Raw genomic sequence first — 18860 nt, 5'->3', positions numbered from 1 at the left:
ATATCTTTACAGCCTAAAGCTGTATGGCAGAACGATTAACTTACTCTGACAAATCCAATGGAAGAAAGTGCCAAACCGGGAGTTTTTCAACAATAAACCTGCAATATGGGCCATAATAGGGCCCGATTTAGCCTATAGAGCCAGAGCCTGATTGAGACCACTGAAATCAAGCCATTGAGCAACAGTGACTTTCAATTCAACCGAACCGGGCTCCGGCAGTTATTTACGTCAAAGGTACAGTATGCAAGGGAACGGATTACAAAATCGGCTGGCTTATATCGCGCTGATACCAGCAGTTTTAATCGCATTTGTCAGCTTATGCTGGTTCATCTACAAAGACACCAATCAACAGATTGAAGCCTTTAAACTGCGCACGGAGTCCGTCACCACTCAGGTGGCATTTGCTCTCTCGCTACCCATGTATCAGAGCAATGAACTGCTGCTGCAATCCATGTTGCGTGATGCCCTGAGCCAGGAAGACGCGCGCTCAATTCGCCTCTTCAACCTTGTTGCCAGCGAATGGATGAGCTCCGGGCCCAAACCCAAAGGCACGGCGTTCCCGGTTTCTATCCGCGATACGCTGTCTATCACCCTGGTAAAAACCGGTAAGAGCTACCGCTACTTCGTGCCGGTATTGTCACCGGAAGACATTCAGCAGAAAGCACTCAAGCCCCGCCCGATCGGCTGGCTGGAGCTCGAGTATGATTTTGGACCGACGCACATCGCCATCTACCAGACCATTCTCAGCCATTTAGGGGTCTTTCTGGCATGCGTTGTTGCCTACTATTTTCTCATCTCGTTCCTCAGCAAGCAGTTCGTTCAGCCCATACAGGAGATGATTAAAACGGTTGTGCAAATCCGTGAAGGCGATCTGGATGCACGGGTGCCGGAAGTCTCCAAGGGCGAACTCGGCGAGCTGGAGCAAGGCATCAATAATATGGCGGAGACCATTCTTTCCTCCTATACCGATATGCAAACCTCGGTTGATCAGGCGACATCCGACCTGCGTGAAACCCTAGAAACCATTGAAATTCAGAACATTGAACTGGATATGGCACGGCGCGAAGCCCAACAGGCCAACCAGGTGAAAACCGAATTCCTGGCCAATATGAGCCACGAGATCCGCACCCCGCTGAACGGCATTATCGGCTTTGCGCGGCTGCTGGGCCGCTCCAACCTAACCCGTAAACAGGAAGATTATGTCAGTACCATTATGTCGTCTTCCCAGGTACTGCTGACCATTATTAACGACGTGCTCGACTTCTGTAAGATTGAAGCCGGCAAGCTGATGCTGGATAACCGCAGCACCAACCTGCGTGAATCCATTGAAGATGTGCTGACCATGCTGGAGCCGGCATCCTCTGCTAAGGGGCTCGAAGTGGTATCACTGTTCTATACCGATGTTCCTGAGCAGCTGGTATTTGACCCCCTGCGCCTGAAGCAGGTACTTACCAACCTGATCAACAACGCCATCAAGTTTACCAATGAAGGCAGTGTGGTTATCCGCACGATGATTGAACAACAGCAGCAGAACAAGGTTACGGTGCGCATCAGCGTTACAGATACCGGTATTGGCCTCAGCAAAACCCAGCAAAAGGCGCTGTTCCAGGCGTTTTCACAGGCCGATTCATCCACCGCCCGCGAATTTGGTGGCACCGGCCTGGGCCTGGTCATCTCCAAGCGCCTGGTTGAACAGATGGGCGGCGATATCGGCCTGGATAGCGTGAAAGACAAGGGCTCTACGTTCTGGTTCAACATCAAGGCTGAGGTTGCACCGGCGGTTCAGCAACCGCCGAAACTGCTTGGTCTGGACGGCCAAACTATTGCCGTCATCGAATCGCGCGAAATGACCCGCCTGTCACTCAATCATCAGATTCAGGGCTGGGGAGCTAAGGTTGTGGAAATCGGCAGCGCCGAAAAACTTTACCGACACCTAATCTCCAAGTCTCAGCCGGCAATTGACGTTGCCATTATGGATATACAGAGCAACCATGATACCGACCTGCACCGCCTGCTGCTGAAAATAGAGCGTGAACTCAACTGCCCGGTACTGGTACTTACCAACAGCTCTGACAGCGACCTGAAAACCCAGCTTGTTGAGCAGGGCGCGCAGTATCATCTGGCGAAACCGATCCGATCCAACGCACTCTACAATGCCCTGGTCGGCATACTGTCTCCGGAGGCCGAAACCCTCGCAGAGGCTGAAGACCGCGGCCTGGGTAAAATGAAGGGCGATATCCGCGTACTGGCCGTCGACGACAACAGCGCCAACCTGAAGCTGATCCTAACGTTACTTGACTCGTTCGGCGTTCAGACGACCGGCTGCAGCAGCGGTGAAGAAGCCGTTAAGGCGACCAGAGACCAGAAGTTCGACCTCATCTTTATGGATATTCAAATGCCGAACATGGACGGCATTACCGCAACGCGCCACATCCGCAGAAACGAAGCCAAAGATGTTCATGTGCCCATCGTGGCGCTAACCGCGCACGCCCTTGCCGAAGAGCAACAGAGCATGCTCGATGCGGGCATGGACGATTATCTGGCCAAGCCAATCGATGATGATCAGCTCCAGAAAACCCTGTTCAAGTGGACTGGCGCCACCATCAAAACCCATGAAGACTCGATGGCCGTGGGTGAGCAGCCCGTCATTACCGAGCCATCAGCCAGTCTCGACACCCATCTGTTGTCCACCCTGCCCACGGTAGACCTGGTGTACAGCTTAGAAAAGGCCGCCGGCAAGCTCAGCCTGGCAAAGGATATGTTCTCGATGCTGGCAGAAACGCTGCAGCGCGATCAGGTGCAGATCAACCAGCACTATCAGCAAGGCGACTATAAAGCCCTGTTGGAGCTGGTGCACCGCCTGCACGGCGCAACGGTTTACTGTGGCGTTCCAAGGCTGACCATGGCGGCGCATCACACCGAAACCGTGCTCAAACAGGGCGACTACTCGGCACTGGAAGACAGCCTGTTTGTCCTGAATGAAGAGATCGACAGCATCGCCCACTGGATCAAGCAGAACGATGTCGATAAAAGCTTTGATCAGGCGGTCAGGGTTTACGCCTACCAGCTGAAAGAGAAAAAGGCCAAAACGGTCAAGGCTTAGATCAGCACCACAAAGGCAACGGCATAGTCCTTTTCATCACTGATGCTTAAGTGAATATCCGTTGCCTGTAGCTCGGTCAGCCGTGCAGCCGCCTCACCATACAGCGCAACTCGCGGCGCGCCCCTTTCATTGGGCAGCACTTCTATATCAGTAAAGCGGATACCGGCTGCAATGCCGGTTCCCAGTGCCTTGGAGATAGCCTCTTTGGCCGCAAAGCGGTTGGCTACAAAGTTGGCGGGTTTATTCCGCTGGGCATAAACCACCTGCTCCGCCTCGGTGAGGATACGGCTGACAAAACGCTCACCCTGCTTTTCCAGAGAGCTTCGTATGCGCGATACCTGGACGATGTCCGTACCAATACCTTTCATGCTTCTGAAGCTCCTTTTGTTTGTATTAAGTTCACCAGCCACTGCCGGCTTAAAATAGGCTGACCGCCACCGAGCAATTCATCAATCTGTCGCCTCTGGCACTCACGGGCAAGGCTCAGTGCGCCCTTCAGATTATAGTCCTGCCGGTTAACGGCAATAATACGCTCGCCACTATAGCGCCCGTGCGCATCCGCAACAAAGCCGCGGCCGGTTTCAAAGCGGTAGTGCTGACCGGCGACCACCGGCAGCGAGTTGGCATCCTGCTGATAGTCAACCGCCATCCCCAGCGAAGCGAGCACGCCCTGCTCAAAAAAACGCAGTACCGGCTGGATATTTTCACCTTCATTCAGATACAGCAGCGTGCTGATATAACGGCCAAACAGCGAGCTGTCGCCATAGCCCGCGGGCAGTAAGCGATAGAGCAGTTCATTGACGTAAAAACCCAGCAGCCTGGCAGCATTGCTATCTATCAGCACCGGTTGGGTGTATCGGAAGTTACTGACCGCAGGCAGCCCGGCTTTATTGGAAAGCTTAATTTCAAACTGGCGGTAAGGTTCAGGAGGATTGCCGCTGATACGGCAGCGAACCCGGCCCTGTTTTTCGGTCCAGAGTTCGCAAAGGGTGTCATCTTCTTTAAAGGGGCGTGAAAAAAGTAGGAAGCCCTCGGTTACGCTGCTGCGAAACATGGGTTAGTCATCGTAATAGCCAAGGCTTTTCAGCGCACGCTCGTCATCAGCCCAGCCACCTTTCACTTTAACCCAGAGGTTAAGCATGACCTTAGCCTCAAAAAGCGACTCCATATCCTGCCGCGCTTCCTGACCAACCTTCTTGATGCGTGCACCCTTCTCGCCGATAACAATACGTTTTTGGCCGTTTCGTTCGACTAAGATCAGGCCATGGATGTGCAGAATACGGTCTTCAAAGGCAAACTGCTCAATCTCAACAGCTGTTGAGTAAGGCAGTTCCTCACCCAGCTGACGCATGATTTTTTCACGGATAATCTCAGCCGCCATAAAACGCTGGCTGCGATCGGTGACCTGATCTTCAGGGAAGTGAAACAGCCCCGCCGGCATGGTATTAACCAGCTCGTCAGTCAGAGAATCCAGATTGTGGCCATGCAAGGCTGACACTGGAACAACACTGGCAAAGTTGAACTTCTTGCTCAGTGCTTCAATATGCGGCAGCAGGGTTTGCTTGTTATCCAGCTGATCAACCTTGTTGATGATCAGAAACACCGGCGCCTTAATGCGCTGCAGTTTATCCAGCACCCACTGATCTTCTTCGGTCCAGACCGTCCGGTCGACAACCATCAACACTGCGTCAATGTCAGAAAGTGCAGTATCGGCCGCTTTGTTCATAACACGGTTAATGGCTTTTTCCTGACCGCGATGCATCCCCGGGGTATCAACAAAAACCATCTGGGTTTTATCTTCCGTCCAGATACCGAGAATCTGATGCCGGGTGGTTTGCGGCTTGCGCGATGTAATGGATATCTTCTGACCGAGCAAATGATTCATCAGCGTCGATTTACCCACATTCGGGCGGCCGACGATGGCTACAAAGCCACATTTTGTATCCAGTTTAAATTGATCCGTCATAACGTTACTCTTCACCTAATTTTTTTAACATGACGGATGCGGCTTCCTGTTCAGCCATCCGGCGACTACTGCCAACACCAACGACAACATCCTCTATCGAATCGGTCTGACAATGCACTGTGAACTCCTGCCGATGCGCTTCACCTTCAATTTTTACCACCTGATAATCCGGCAGCGATAATCGGCGCGCCTGAAGGTACTCCTGCAGGCGGGTTTTTGAATCCTTTATGTTGTCTTTTAAATCCAAACCGGCCAGGCGCTCCTGATACCAGCTGAGAATCGTTTGCTGCGCTGTTGCCAGGTCTGAATCGAGATTCACAGCCCCAATAATGGCTTCAACGGCGTCTGCCAAAATGCTGTCCCGCCGGTAACCACCGCTCTTCAGTTCACCGCTGCCCAGCTTGATAAAATCACCCAGATTAAACTCGCGCCCCAGCTCCGCCAGCGTTTCACCTTTAACCAGATGGGCACGCAAACGCGACATCTGCCCTTCTTTGGCCTTCGGGAACTGATCGTAAAGGGCCTGAGCAATGGTGACGCTTAAAATAGCATCACCGAGAAACTCCAGGCGCTCATTATTTTTACGGGAATAGCTACGGTGGGATAACGCCTGCTCCAGCAGTTCGACGTTCTGAAAGGTGTAACCGATAGACTTGGTTAAGCGGAAATAGTCAGACTTCAATTTATAACTCGTATTCTTCGTTAAAAGACATCACGACATCGACGTTCAGAAACAGATGCACGCGCTCTTCATAATCCAGCACCAGCTTGGCCGGTTTGGAACGTTTGTCGTAAGTCAGCGCTTTCTTGATGTCGAAATTAATGTTGTTGATGTCCATATTCCTTCGCAGGCGATCCTGAAAATCCTCGAACTCAAAGCGGTTTGCCGATTGCTCTGCAACACCGTTTTCGATCATCTTATTCAAAGAGATATGGTCAAAATAAGTACCTGACATTTTTACAATAAGAATGCCAAAGAAAATCACCAGAAAAGCAAACAGCCCGATACCAATCAGTGATATACCTTGTTGACGTTTTAAGCTTCGCATAGCTGTCAGTTTCCTCTATTGAATTGATCCGGCGCGGCCGAAGGTCGGGTAAAAACCTTCCCAGTGCATCCAGACAACAAAAGCTTTACCCAGAATGGCGTTCTCGTCAACAAAGCCCCAGGCATTGTTGCCGGTATTGTTCGGGTCATTCTCTACAACCCGTCGAATACCTTCCCAATAACGCGCATCCTGACTGTTATCGCGGTTATCACCCATCACAAAGTACTTACCTTCCGGTACAACCACACCGGAAACCGGCAGCCATTCATACGGGCTGCGTAAAGCACGGCCCTGATTGGTGTATATCAGGTGCTCCCGCTCAGGCAGAATTTCGTTGTACAGGTTATAGCTGGCCACATCATCCGAGGTTTTCTCAATAAATGCCTTATTAACCACCTCACCGTTTACACGCAGGATTTTACGGGCGTAATCATACTGAACCAGATCACCCGGTACCGCGATAACGCGCTTAATAAAGTTTTTATCCGGATCGTGCGGCGGCTTAAAGACGATGACATCACCCTGCACAGGGTCGGCAACCGGCACGATTACCTTGTTGGTAATAGGCATGCGCACGCCATAGGCAAAGCGGTTAACCAGAATAAAATCGTGAATCTCAAGGGTTGGCTTCATGGAACCGGATGGAATCTGAAACGGCTCAACCAGAAAGCTGCGCAACAGGAAGACAAAAACCAGAATCGGGAAGAAGGCCCGGCTGTTCTCAATAAGGCCCGGCTCTAAAGCGGCTTTATCGGTCTGCTCTTCAAAGTTCGGCAGATCCCGGCCAGCTTTTTTAAGCAGTTTTTCACGCTGCTTGCGGGTAATCAGCCTGTCGGCCAGAAAGATCAAGCCAGTGTAGAGCGTGGCACCAATCATCAACAGGGCAAAATCAAAACCCTGTTGAATGGTTTGAAATATCAGGTAGGCAATGGCAGCAATCAGCACATAACCCACCGTCCGCTCAACCATCGTTGACGAGAATACTTGCTCTATTTGCTCAAGTGTTAGATCGGTACCGGCTTCAGAGGCGGCTTCCACTTCCGCCAATCGCTTACGGTAGCTGACAAAGACCATCACTGATAACACGGCCGCTAACGTCAAAACAATTGCGGACAGCCCATACAAACTCATTTTTTCTCCCTAAGCGCAAGCATTCATGCAAGCTTTCACCATATGACTTCAGGAACTTGCTGAACCCAGCAAATATTAATTATCGACCTTAAGCACTGCCAGGAAGGCTTCCTGCGGAATAGAAACAGAACCGACCTGCTTCATACGCTTCTTACCCTCTTTTTGCTTCTGCAGCAGCTTTTTCTTACGAGAAACGTCACCACCATAACATTTTGCAGTCACGTTTTTACGTAACGCCTTCACGGTTGTGCGCGCGACCACATTATTTCCCTGAGCGGCCTGAATGGCGACATCGAACATTTGGCGCGGAATCAACTCTTTCATCTTCTCACACAGGCTTCGGCCACGGCGCTGAATCAGGTCGGAATGCATGATCACTGCCAGTGCATCCACCCGCTCACCATTCACCAGAATGTCCAGACGGGTCAGTCTGGCGGCTTCAAAATGGTCGAAGGCGAAATCCAGCGAGGCAAAACCGCGGCTGACCGACTTCAGGCGATCGAAGAAATCGAGTACCACTTCCGCCATGGGCAGGTCGTAACGCAGGGAAACCTGGCCACCGACATACTGCATGTCTTTCTGAATGCCCCGTTTTTCAATACAGAGGGTAATCACGTTACCGACGTATTCCTGTGGCACCAGAATATTGGCCTGCACAATCGGTTCGCGGAATTCTTCAATATTGTTTACGGCCGGCAGCTTGGATGGGTTGTCTACATAGACCACCTGACCATCTGTCTTCAGAATTTCATAAACCACGGTTGGTGCGGTCGTAATCAGATCTAGGTCGTATTCACGTTCCAGACGTTCCTGAATAATTTCCATGTGCAGCATACCCAGGAAGCCACAACGGAAACCAAAGCCCAGTGCATCCGAGCTTTCCGGTTCGAAGAACAGCGAGGCGTCGTTCAGCGACAGCTTCTCCAGCGCTTCACGGAAGGCTTCGTAATCGTCCGAGCTGACCGGGAACAAACCGGCATAAACCTGTGGTTTAACCTTCTGGAAGCCGGGCAACTGTTTAACTTCCGGTGTGCTGGACAGGGTAATGGTATCGCCCACCGGCGCACCGGTAATTTCTTTGATCGAGGCGCACAAAAAGCCCACTTCACCGGCTTTTAAGATGCCGGTATCGGTCATCTTCGGGGTAAAAATACCCACGCGGTCGACAACGTGAGAACGGCCGGTACTGAGTACCGTAATTTTATCGCCCTTCTTCAGCGTGCCATGCTTCAAACGCACCAGCGAGACAATACCCAGGTAGTTATCGAACCAGGAGTCAATAATCAGTGCCTGCAGATTCCCGTTAATGTCGCCTTCCGGCGCGGGTACCATCTTTACGATCTCTTCGAGGGTTTCTTTAATGCCAATACCGCTCTTGGCAGAGGCACGCACAGCATCGTGCGCTTCAATACCGATAATCTCTTCAATCTCTGAGGCGACCCGCTCCGGCTCGGCCTGTGGCAGGTCCATCTTGTTGAGGATAGGGACAACTTCCAGCCCCTGCTCGATGGCGGTATAGCAGTTGGCGACCGATTGCGCTTCCACACCCTGTGCCGCGTCGACTACCAGCAATGCGCCTTCACAGGCAGACAGAGAGCGGGAGACTTCATAAGAGAAGTCAACGTGCCCGGGGGTATCAATAAAGTTCAGCTGGTAAACTTTTCCATCATCAGCTGTGTAATTAAGTGTTACGCTCTGGGCTTTAATGGTGATGCCGCGTTCGCGCTCAATGTCCATAGAATCGAGCACCTGCTCAGCCATTTCACGCTCGGTGAGGCCACCACAATACTGAATAAAGCGGTCTGCCAGCGTGGACTTGCCATGGTCAATATGGGCAATAATTGAGAAATTGCGGATATGAGATAAATCGCTGCTCACGTACGTCATCACTTGCTAAAAAAAGGGGACGCGAGTTTAAACCAAAACGCCCGCTAACTCTATCCTATTGCCGGACTATTGCTGAACATGCCCGGTGCCAATGGCGAAGCTAAGTTATTAATTAATCAATAAAAAAGGAGCCGCTCAGGCTCCTTTTCATGTTTACCTACCGATTCCGGCTTAGTGGGTCGGAATGGCCAGGTAAACAATATTGTTGCCACGCAGTATCCGCACGGCAACCGCACCGTTCTTCGGCAGGTTAGAGACGATACGGTCAAAATCACCCTTCGATTCAACAAACTCGTTGCGCATCATGGTGATGATATCGCCCTTACGCATACCCGCTCGCTGGGCCGGACCGGGCTGAACTTCCTCAACACGAACACCGTTCACGCCTGACACATCGGAAACGATGATATTCAGAGGGTTATCAGCCGTATGGTCTGGCAGCGCGCCCTGCTCTGCCTGCGCCAGCTGGGCATTACTGAGCGAACCAATCACCACCCGGAACTCTTTCTTGTCACCGCCACGGATAACAGTCAGGTCAACCTTATCGCCCGGGCTGAAAGCACCAATCAATGGTGGCACGTCGGCATAACGGCGTACCTTGTGACCATCAATCTCGATCAATACATCGTCTGCCTTCAGGCCAGCGGCCTCAGCAGGACTATTAGGGAATACACGGGCAATCAGAGCACCATCGGCACGTTCAAGGCCCATAGAGCGCGCAAGCTCCAGATCTTCATTGAATGGAGGGTACATCTCTACACCCAGCCAGCCACGCTGAACCTCACCGGTTTCCTGCAGCTGCTTGGCCACCTTCATGGCAATGTTAATCGGGATAGCGAATGACACGCCCATAAAGCCACCTGAGCGAGTATAGATCTGTGAGTTAATACCCACGACCTTACCGTCGAGGTTGAACAACGGGCCACCGGAATTACCCGGATTGATAGCAACATCGGTTTGAATAAAAGGCACGTAACGGTCAGCACCACCCAGTGCACGGCCCTTCGCACTGACAATGCCGGCAGTAACACTGTATTCAAAGTTAAACGGCGAGCCGATGGCCAATACCCATTCACCCACCTTCAGTTCATCGCTGTCACCGAATTCGACCACAGGCAAATTTTTGCCTTCAATCTTCAACACGGCGATGTCAGTTCCCGGGTCGGTACCAACCACCTCGGCATCAAAAATATCGCCATTGGTCATGCGCACAGACACCTTGTCCGCCCCGCTAACCACATGATTATTGGTCAGAATGTAACCATCTTCGGAAATAATAAAGCCGGAGCCCAAGCCTTCGCTGGGTTGTGGTGCCTGATAATCAAAGTCTTCTGGTAGCTGATCACCAAAAAAATACCGGAATAGCTCCGGAAGCTGCTCCACGTCTGCCTGATTTACCGGCTCAACCTGAGATTCGGTAACAATCTTAACGACAGAACCGGAGTTCTCTTCGACCAGTTCGGTAAAATCAGGCAGTGCTAAGTTGGCTGCCGTTGCTACCGAACTGACCACGAGCGTCATGCTCATCGTCCAGATAATGGCCAGATACTTTCTCATTTATTTGTTCTCCAATACTTCTTCGGGTACTTGATAGGACCTAAGCGTACGGTGCAATTTCCGCTAAAACTGCCCGTTTACGCCTGTTTTACACCCTTCAGAGAGATATTGACTCGATAACATCCGAGCCTTTACCGGCGGGATACAAATGTATAATTTGCGGTATGAGATGTGACTTTTTTTCAAGTTTCAAACGGCTCAGAAGGCCATAGCTGAGCAATACGCCAGCAGCAAAAAGCAGCAGTTGCAACAGCTCACTTTCCAATAGCCACTGGCCGATAAACAGCCCGGCAAAGCCACCGGCCAGCGGCAGCAGGTAAACCAATGCCGCAACCTTTGATACGGTATCCGGTGCCATAGCCAGCTCAACCCTGTCACCGACGCTGGCCTTGTAATCGCCGGCCGGAACACGGAAGTGATTCTTAGCCTGTTGCTTGGAGGAATCACCCCATTCAGACAACACAGCCTGACCACAGCCCTGCCGCGCCTGACAACTCTTACAGGCGGAAGTACGAACAACCTCTACGATCAGTTCTTCCTGTTCTACGGCGACAACTGTGCCTTGCTCTTTAACCATAATCTGCTGATTTCACTGTAAAAATAACCGCTATTCTAGCGAATTACATAGCCCAGGCTGTAACCTCAATTTGAGTGGCCAGCTTTTTGGCGGTTACGGTCGGTATCTCTCCGACAACGGTAATCGCATAACCCGATTGTTCCGCCATGAGCGCATTGGTGGCGCCCATCTTAGCTAACGAGGTTTTATTCTTCATCGCCATGCCCTTTTCCACGAACACCGTAAAGCTGGTCAGTCCGTCGGAATAGCTGCGTCGCTCAGTCCACTTATCGGCCTGCATACCGGCAAAGGCATGGGTCAGCTGAAAGCCTTCTGGCAGCCAGGTTAACTGCGAATTAAAGCTTTCGTCATCCGGCTGATTCATTTTCATCCGGAAGGTAGACTGCTGGCGCTGCGCGCTGCCTTCAAGTTTGGGCTGCAGCTCAGACTCGGCTATTTCAGCGTTTATCTCCAGCCGGGTAAAGCGGAACTGTTCAAGCACCTTACCATCGGTATCCAGCATTTCAGACTGCAACAACAGGCCGGTGTCTTTTTCCAGCCACAGCTTTTGTGAGTAGCGCCACTGATCGGCTGAAAGCAAAACTACCCTGGCGATATAGCCGGCCACACGCTCTTCACCAACGGTGGTTGCCATGTAGCTGTCACTGATACGATCCAGATCCAGCTCGTACACCTGAGAAAACGGAGCCGCCGGAATTGGATGGTTCATCGATGATGAACTGCCTTCAGGGTAGAAACACACCAGCTCTTCGCCTTCGCGGAATACCTCAATCATGTCGCCATCGAGCTGTTGCAGCAGCTCCAGCGATTTACCCTGATCATAGCGGTGCACAATACTGTAGGCACTGATGGTGTCGCCCCGGCGATGTACAAACTCACCGCGGTAATCGGTTTGCTGAACCGCAACCCTCATCTGCTCCAGCCAATGCCATTCCATCGCACTGGCCGGTAACGATGCTCCCGTCACAGCTATGACGACCAGCACCAGTCTGAGCAACATCATTCGCCTGCAACCTCCTGCCAGTTGAACTCAGCGGGCACAACCACATGACCGGAAGTAAATGAAGCCTGCTCGGCATGCTCACGTAAATAGAACTCCAGACGCTCCTGCGCTTCCAACTGTTGCTCAGCCAGCAGTGTTTGATTGGTCTGTACCGGCACATCCACCTGAACCACCGGAATTTCCGGTGCCTGTTCCTGCTGCATCAGGTTGAAAGAACCTACCACCACCAGCGCAACACCCGCGGCTATTGAGCCCTGTATGATGCGGGCGCGCCAGCTTTTAACAACAGGCGCTTTAACCTCTTCCGGTTGCTCAACCGAGGCCATCTTTGGCGCAGCATCCACCAATACATCACCCTGGGTAACGGCCTTAACCTTGGAAAGACTGTGCCACTGGCCAAAGGCTTCAGGGTTGTTATCCAGCTCTTTAAGCATGCGCTGAACATCCAGCTCACTGGCTTCACCATCTAAAAATGCAGAAAAAGATTCATTCGCTTTTTTATTCATAACTACCTCAAACCACATGTGACGCTTCAGTGCGATTCGCACCGGACATCAACTGTTTCAATTCGCTTTCAATCACCTCGCGGGCTCGGAAGATGCGCGATCGCACCGTGCCGATAGGCGTATCCATAATATCGGAGATTTCCTGATAGCTGCGGTCTTCAAACTCCCGCAGCGTAATCGCTACCCGTAAATCTTCAGGCAGACCGGCTATGGTTTCCTGCAAACGCATATCAAGCTGGGATTTCGCCAGCAGGTTGTCCGGGGTATCGTAATCCCGCAGGCGCTCAGGTGTTTCCACCTTAACAACCTCATCGATATCTCTGCCGCGGTAGCTTGGCTTGCGCCCCATCGATTCCAAATGGTTTTTCGCGGTATTCGTCGCAATGCGGTACATCCAGGTAAAGAAGCCCGCTTCTCCGCGGAAGCCACCAATGGCCCGGTAGGCTTTAATGAAAGAATCCTGAACCAGGTCTTCAATAATATCCTGCTCACTCACATACTTGGCGATCACTGACGCCACCTTGTGTTGATACTTTAAAACCAGCAGATCAAAGGCTCTTGAGTCTCCATTCTGAGCTCGTTGAACCAACATTAAATCTGCGTTGGCGGTCTGTTCCATTCCGGCTCTCCTGATAAGATCGGTTCAGCTCTACCGTTAAATTGGGTGCTAACGCTATTACAGTTATTTGTTCAGATAGTATTCGGCTAAAAAAGTTCCGGTTTCTTTCAAATATTATCAACCTTGAATGTTGGGCTTTGAGTGATAAAGTCACTGACCAGAAATCTAAAAATTACGACTGCAAGGATCTACTATGTCCGTTCGCCTATCAACAGATGTCCTCATAATAGGAACAGGAGCTGCCGGCTTAACCGCTGCATTGAGCCTGCCGAATACCACTAACGTGCTGATTCTCTGCAAAGGCGAGATCGGCGGCGGCTCTACATCGTGGGCGCAGGGCGGTATTGCCGGGGTTCTCGACGAGGTTGATTCGGTTGATCAGCATGTTCAGGATACGCTCACCGCCGGTGCAGGCTTGTGTGATCCGGCCGCTGTGCGCTACACCATTGAACGTTCAACCGACGCACTGCATTGGCTGATTAATCAGGGCGTGCCCTTTACCCACGTCGATGGTTCCGATGTAAAGCTCCATTTAACCCGTGAAGGTGGCCATAGTCAGCGCCGCATCATACACGCCGCCGATGCCACCGGGCTTGCTATTTCAGACACCCTGATCAAAAAAGTCCGCCAGGCACCGAACATTCAGCTGCTTGAAAACCACATCGCGATCGACCTGATCACCACCGAAAAACTGGGTGACACAACGCAGGAAAACCGCTGTGTCGGCGCTTACACCCTAAACAGCAAAACCGAAGAAACCGTCACCATCGGCAGCCGGTTCACCATGCTGGCAACCGGCGGTGCCAGTAAGGCCTACCTGTTCACCTCCAACCCGGACGGTGCAACCGGAGATGGTGTCGCCATGGCCTGGCGTGCCGGCTGTCAGGTCGTCAATATGGAATTCAACCAGTTCCACCCAACCTGCCTGTTCCACCCGAAGGCCAAGTCATTTTTGATCTCTGAAGCCGTACGCGGTGAAGGCGGCCTGCTGAAGCTGCCAAACGGCGAGCGCTTCATGCCTAAGTTTGATGAACGCGCCGAGCTTGCCCCGCGTGATATTGTCGCCCGTGCCATTGACCATGAAATGAAGCGCTTGGGTGCCGATAACCTGTATCTGGATATCTCCCACAAATCACCGGAGTTTATTAAGAGTCACTTCCCGACCATCTATAAGCGCTGCCTGGAATATGGCTACGATATGACCAAAGAGCCTATTCCAATTGTACCGGCAGCACACTACACCTGCGGCGGCCTGCGTATCGACAACAACGGCGCTACCGATGTGAAAGGCCTCTATGCCGCCGGCGAATGCACCTATACCGGCCTGCATGGCGCAAACCGACTGGCGTCTAACTCCTTGCTGGAATGCATCGTTTACGCCCAGGCCGTGGCCAAACACATCTCGCAAAGCAGCGAAGAACAGTTCGACCCGAACACCCTGCCGTTGTGGGATGAATCCCGCGTCAGCGACTCTGATGAGAAGGTCGTTATTACCCACAACTGGGATGAACTGCGCCGTTTTATGTGGGATTACGTCGGTATTGTTCGCACGGACAAGCGACTGGAGCGCGCCAAACGCCGCATCCAGCTATTGAAGCAGGAAATCACCGAGTACTACTCAAACTTCAAGATTACTGCAGACCTGCTGGAATTGAGAAACCTGGTGGTCGTTGCCGAGCTGATGATTGAATCTGCAATGGCGCGTAAGGAAAGCCGCGGCCTGCACTATACCCGCAGCCACCCTGAAACCAGCGACCGGGTAGAAATTACCGTGCTGTCACCGAAGAAAACGGAGGCCTGATCAGCCGGCCTCTAACCTGAGCCTTCATTGCCGGAATGTTCATTCAGCAGTGAAGGCTGAGCCACCCGAAACGCCATATTCAACGCCCGCCAACTGGCATCGCTTAGGCTATCCCGCCAGATTATCAGCTTCAGAGCTTCACATGCCTCATTGTGCAGCTGAAACGATATAAACAGACTGGAAAGCCGCCCTTCGCCCTGCCAACGGTATTCCTGTTTTTCACCCTGCGGGTTCCATAAGGCAAAGTAATCGGCCTCAAAGGTTACTCGGTTTATATCTTCTTCACTTCGGCGGCTTGCATAAATCACCCAAACCAACAGAACCCAGCTCAGGGTCAGCCAGATATTTTTCGAGATAATAAAGGTACTTGCAGCGCCGGTAAGACAAAAAATAAATAGCACCCACCAGCGCCAGCGGGAAGGTTTGAGGGTTGCATCAACCCTGACGGGCATGTGCTAAAACAGCTTGCACCATGCGCTGAATTTCAGCATCCGGCGAGGTGGATTTCTCCATAAACCAGTTGAACAGATCCTGATCTTCGCAGTCGATCAGCCGGCGGTAAGCCTTTTTATCGTCCTCACTCAACGTTAAAAACTGCTGCTCGGTGAATGGCAGCAACAGAATGTCCAGCTCCAGCATGCCACGGTGACTATGCCAGGTAAGACGACGCAGCTCTTCTAATTGTTTTTCGGTAGCATCCACTTTTAATTATCCATTTCAGTCTTATTATGGTTCGAAGTTTAACAGTAACATGAAGCCAGGCCACATCTATGAGCCAAATTACCTACACCAATCTCGAATTCCTGGGCTTGCTCAGTGTTAGCGGTAAAGATGCCGTTAAGTTTCTGCAGGGCCAGTGCACGCAGGATATCAGCAAGCTGGAAACAGCAAAGCTAACTGCCGGCGCCTTCTGTACAGCCAAAGGCCGCACCGTAACAAATGTCTGGCTGGTCAGGCCAACTCAGAGCAATGAATGCGTTCACCTGCTGTGCCACCGAACCAGTGCCGCCCTGCTGCTGGCGCACCTTAAAAAGTACATTCCGTTTTTCCGCGGCACCACCATCACCGACCTGAGTGACACCGTTACCCTGATTGGCAGCAACCAACAGACCTCCGCAGCAACGCCTGCAGAGCCCATGTTTACAGCAGACCTGCCCGATGGCCGCAGCATTGCCGCATACGCTGAGCCCATCGACGGCCTGGAACTGCAGCCTGCACACCAATGGCAGCAACAGGATGTTCTGAACCGGGTTCTCTGGCTAAGCGCGGACATGGCAGAAGAGTTTATTCCCCAGAACTTCAGCCTGGACGATCTGGGCGGCATTTCATATAAAAAAGGCTGTTATACCGGCCAGGAAGTGATTGCGCGACTACACTTCAAGGGGCAGAGTAAAAAGCGGCTATACAAGCTTAGCTGGCCGCAATCTGCCAACAAATCAGATGCGAATCTTTACGACGATAAGGGAATAGCCGGCACTGTTGTACAATCCGCAGCAGACGGTGATCAGGTTGTAGCGCTGGCAGTGATAAAGACCAGCAGTATTGATAAGCTGTTCGCAGATGAAAACCGTCAAGTTACAGTAGAGCTGCTAAACTGAGCTTCAACAACCGTTCAAAGGAAACCTTCGGCAACATGAGCACGATAGTAGAAACCGTTTCAAACGATATTATTCAGGCACTGAAAAATGATCAGCTGACCTTGCCGAGCCTGCCTGAGGTTGCCTTACAGGTTAGAGATATAGCAGAACAGGAAGACTCAACGGTTGCTCAGCTTACTCAGGTCATCAGCCGCGATGCGGCGCTTTCTGCCCGAATTATCCGTGTTGTGAACAGCCCGCTGCTGCGTGCTGCTCAGGATGTAAAAGGCCTGCCCATGGCCGTCAGCCGGCTGGGCATCAACTACACCTCCAACCTGGCCATTGGCCTGGCCATGGAGCAGATGTTCCAGGCAACCAGTGAAATGATCGAGAAACGCATGCGCTCGCTGTGGCAGCTGACCGGTCAAATTTCCAGCTGGGCCTCGGTGATCGCCGCACACACCAAACTGATGCCTACCGATGAAGCCATGCTCGCCGGCCTGATTCACCGGATCGGCGCTTTGCCTATTCTGACGTATGCCGAAGAACGCGACGACCTGATTCAGGACAACATCACCCTAGGTAAAATCATCGATCGCCTCCATGGCCCGCTGGGCACTGCCATTCTGGAAAAATGGGAGTTCTCTGAAGGCCTGGCTGCAGTGCCCAAGCTCTACCGTAAAACCGACCGCGAAATTCTGGAACCAGATTGTGCCGGGCTGATCACCATTGCCAACCTGGTAGCAAACAAAGACCAGACGACCGGCTGGGGCAGTATCGATTGGCAGAAGGTCCCTATGTTCAAGACCTTTCAGTTGCCAATGGACAGAGATGCCGAACTGTGGGATGAACTGGCCGAGAAAGTTCAGGCCCATAAAGTTGGTATTTGAGTCATGACTGAATCAACCTGCCACTCACTTAACCTGAACGCCTTCCATATCTAGCATAATAGCGAGCGCTTGCTCGCGGTTCTCACCGCAGAAATCGGGCTCCGGTGTAAACTGTTCACACACCTTTGGCCGCCTGGGGTCACCAAACAGCACACAGCGCATATGCTTATCCAAATGAATACAGGCAACGCCGGCGGGCTTGCCCTGTGGCATGCCGTAAAAAGGTTTATTAATGGAAGGTGCAATACAGCAGGCACCGCATTTATCGCGACATTGCATATCGGCAGGCATACTCTGATAAGAAACGGCCAACAGTATAACTTGCGAAAATAGAATCAGTCAGAAGAAATAACGATACCGCCCCAATAGCATTTAATCTGCCTCACCGATAAACTCCGGCAACCCTTTCAGAAAGCTAAAGATACAATGTTACACACCGAAACCCTGGGCAGCGGCCCCGATATTATTTTTCTTCACGGCCTGTTTGGTGCCGGTGACAACTGGCGTTCGGTTGGCCGCGCACTCAGTGAGCACTATCGGGTTCACCTGATAGACCTGCCCAACCACGGCCGTTCCGATTGGCTGGACGAACCGGAACTGAGCACTCTGGCCAGCATCGTCAACGACTGGATTAAGCAACAGGGCATTCAGCAGTACCACCTGCTCGGTCACTCCATGGGCGGCAAGGTCGCCATGCAACTGGCACTGAACCCACACGATGGCGAGCTGCAAAAGCTGATCATTGTTGATATTTCTCCCAAAGAATACCCACCGCACCATCAGGATATTTTCAAAGCCCTGCGCGAAGCCGACCTTTCTCAGCTGAAAGACCGAAAAGCGGTTGATGACGCCATCGCACACCTGGTCACCGATACCGGCGTCCGCCAGTTTCTGCTGAAAAGCCTGTATAAAAAAGACCGCCAACTGGCCTGGCGGTTTAATTTTAAGACTCTGGAAGAAAAGTATCAGGCCGTGGCCTGTGCACCAACAGTCACCCAACCGTGGCAAAAGCCCACCCTGTTCATTAAAGGGATGAACAGCAATTACATTACTGAAGCAGACCGCAGCCTGATTATGGAACTGTTCCCGAAAGCGCAGGCAAAGGTGATTGAAGGTGCCGGCCACTGGCCACACGCAGAAAAACCCACAGCCTTCATTAAAATTCTCGCTAATTTTTTAAGCCAATAAACCACG

The 18860-nt window shown here is 51.9% G+C and carries 20 protein-coding genes; 5 read left to right on the top strand and 15 right to left on the bottom strand.

The window, feature by feature from the left end; all coding sequences use genetic code 11:
* The first annotated feature begins 241 nt into the window (after positions 1-241).
* Positions 242-3103, top strand: coding sequence for a response regulator (locus BCF53_RS13865; protein WP_132702360.1), 2862 nt, complete (start codon positions 242-244; stop codon positions 3101-3103).
* On the opposite strand, the gene acpS is transcribed toward BCF53_RS13865, so the two are convergent.
* The 12 genes from acpS to rpoE form a co-directional block, all read right to left on the bottom strand.
* Entirely contained in the window at positions 3100-3471 is a 372-nt protein-coding gene (gene acpS / locus BCF53_RS13860; RefSeq protein WP_132702358.1) for a holo-ACP synthase, read from the bottom strand. The genes BCF53_RS13865 and acpS overlap by 4 nt on opposite strands.
* Positions 3468-4157 carry a DNA repair protein RecO gene (gene recO / locus BCF53_RS13855; protein ID WP_132702356.1) on the bottom strand — a complete coding sequence of 230 codons (690 nt, stop codon included), beginning with the start codon at positions 4155-4157 and terminating at the stop codon, positions 3468-3470. The genes acpS and recO overlap by 4 nt, the downstream gene beginning before the upstream one ends.
* 3 nt (positions 4158-4160) lie before the next feature.
* A complete protein-coding gene (gene era, locus BCF53_RS13850; RefSeq protein ID WP_132702354.1) occupies positions 4161-5069 on the bottom strand; it encodes a GTPase Era in 909 nt (302 codons plus the stop codon).
* Between the two features lie 4 nt (positions 5070-5073).
* Positions 5074-5751 carry a ribonuclease III gene (gene rnc, locus BCF53_RS13845; RefSeq protein ID WP_132702352.1) on the bottom strand — a complete coding sequence of 226 codons (678 nt, stop codon included), beginning with the start codon at positions 5749-5751 and terminating at the stop codon, positions 5074-5076.
* Position 5752: 1 nt separating this feature from the next.
* Positions 5753-6118 carry a DUF4845 domain-containing protein gene (locus BCF53_RS13840; protein ID WP_132702350.1) on the bottom strand — a complete coding sequence of 122 codons (366 nt, stop codon included), beginning with the start codon at positions 6116-6118 and terminating at the stop codon, positions 5753-5755.
* A 15-nt stretch (positions 6119-6133) separates the two neighbouring features.
* Positions 6134-7249: a signal peptidase I gene (gene lepB / locus BCF53_RS13835; RefSeq protein ID WP_243645837.1), complete on the bottom strand. Its 1116-nt coding sequence runs from the start codon at positions 7247-7249 to the stop codon at positions 6134-6136.
* 75 nt (positions 7250-7324) lie between these two features.
* The gene (gene lepA, locus BCF53_RS13830) at positions 7325-9136 is read right to left on the bottom strand and encodes a translation elongation factor 4 (protein ID WP_132702348.1); all 1812 of its coding nucleotides are present in this window, start codon (positions 9134-9136) and stop codon (positions 7325-7327) included.
* A gap of 171 nt (positions 9137-9307) precedes the next feature.
* Positions 9308-10693 (bottom strand): DegQ family serine endoprotease, encoded by a 1386-nt coding sequence (locus BCF53_RS13825; protein ID WP_132702346.1) that lies wholly within the window; start codon positions 10691-10693, stop codon positions 9308-9310.
* Positions 10694-10790: 97 nt separating this feature from the next.
* Positions 10791-11270 (bottom strand): SoxR reducing system RseC family protein, encoded by a 480-nt coding sequence (locus BCF53_RS13820; protein ID WP_132702344.1) that lies wholly within the window; start codon positions 11268-11270, stop codon positions 10791-10793.
* Between the two features lie 43 nt (positions 11271-11313).
* Positions 11314-12273 (bottom strand): MucB/RseB C-terminal domain-containing protein, encoded by a 960-nt coding sequence (locus BCF53_RS13815; protein WP_132702342.1) that lies wholly within the window; start codon positions 12271-12273, stop codon positions 11314-11316.
* Complete coding sequence (locus BCF53_RS13810) at positions 12270-12779, bottom strand: sigma-E factor negative regulatory protein (RefSeq protein ID WP_132702340.1); 510 nt, start codon at positions 12777-12779, stop codon at positions 12270-12272. Before BCF53_RS13810 ends, BCF53_RS13815 begins: the two co-directional genes overlap by 4 nt.
* A 7-nt stretch (positions 12780-12786) precedes the next feature.
* A complete protein-coding gene (gene rpoE / locus BCF53_RS13805) occupies positions 12787-13398 on the bottom strand; it encodes an RNA polymerase sigma factor RpoE (RefSeq protein ID WP_132702338.1) in 612 nt (203 codons plus the stop codon).
* A 193-nt stretch (positions 13399-13591) separates the two neighbouring features.
* On the opposite strand from rpoE, the gene nadB reads away from it, so the two are divergent.
* Positions 13592-15199, top strand: a complete 1608-nt coding sequence (gene nadB, locus BCF53_RS13800) for an L-aspartate oxidase (protein ID WP_132702336.1) — start codon at positions 13592-13594, stop codon at positions 15197-15199.
* Positions 15200-15210: 11 nt separating this feature from the next.
* On the opposite strand, the gene BCF53_RS13795 is transcribed toward nadB, so the two are convergent.
* Both BCF53_RS13795 and BCF53_RS13790 read right to left on the bottom strand, forming a co-directional pair.
* Positions 15211-15651, bottom strand: coding sequence for a protein YgfX (locus tag BCF53_RS13795; protein ID WP_132702335.1), 441 nt, complete (start codon positions 15649-15651; stop codon positions 15211-15213).
* Positions 15635-15901, bottom strand: coding sequence for an FAD assembly factor SdhE (locus BCF53_RS13790; RefSeq protein ID WP_481404357.1), 267 nt, complete (start codon positions 15899-15901; stop codon positions 15635-15637). Before BCF53_RS13790 ends, BCF53_RS13795 begins: the two co-directional genes overlap by 17 nt.
* A 68-nt stretch (positions 15902-15969) precedes the next feature.
* Between BCF53_RS13790 and ygfZ the strand changes: the two genes are divergently transcribed.
* Positions 15970-16797 carry a CAF17-like 4Fe-4S cluster assembly/insertion protein YgfZ gene (gene ygfZ, locus BCF53_RS13785; RefSeq protein WP_132702333.1) on the top strand — a complete coding sequence of 276 codons (828 nt, stop codon included), beginning with the start codon at positions 15970-15972 and terminating at the stop codon, positions 16795-16797.
* Positions 16798-16832: 35 nt separating this feature from the next.
* A complete protein-coding gene (locus BCF53_RS13780) occupies positions 16833-17666 on the top strand; it encodes an HDOD domain-containing protein (RefSeq protein ID WP_132702331.1) in 834 nt (277 codons plus the stop codon).
* Positions 17667-17690: 24 nt separating this feature from the next.
* Here BCF53_RS13780 and BCF53_RS13775 read toward each other — a convergent pair whose 3' ends face one another.
* On the bottom strand, positions 17691-17945 hold the full coding sequence (locus tag BCF53_RS13775; RefSeq protein WP_132702388.1) for a YkgJ family cysteine cluster protein: 255 nt from the start codon (positions 17943-17945) through the stop codon (positions 17691-17693).
* Positions 17946-18092: 147 nt separating this feature from the next.
* Between BCF53_RS13775 and BCF53_RS13770 the strand changes: the two genes are divergently transcribed.
* Positions 18093-18854, top strand: a complete 762-nt coding sequence (locus BCF53_RS13770; protein ID WP_132702329.1) for an alpha/beta fold hydrolase — start codon at positions 18093-18095, stop codon at positions 18852-18854.
* Positions 18855-18860 lie beyond the last annotated feature (6 nt).

This window comes from Reinekea marinisedimentorum (assembly GCF_004341165.1).
Lineage (GTDB): Bacteria > Pseudomonadota > Gammaproteobacteria > Pseudomonadales > Natronospirillaceae > Reinekea > Reinekea marinisedimentorum.
This window is presented reverse-complemented; position numbering and strand designations above follow the sequence as displayed.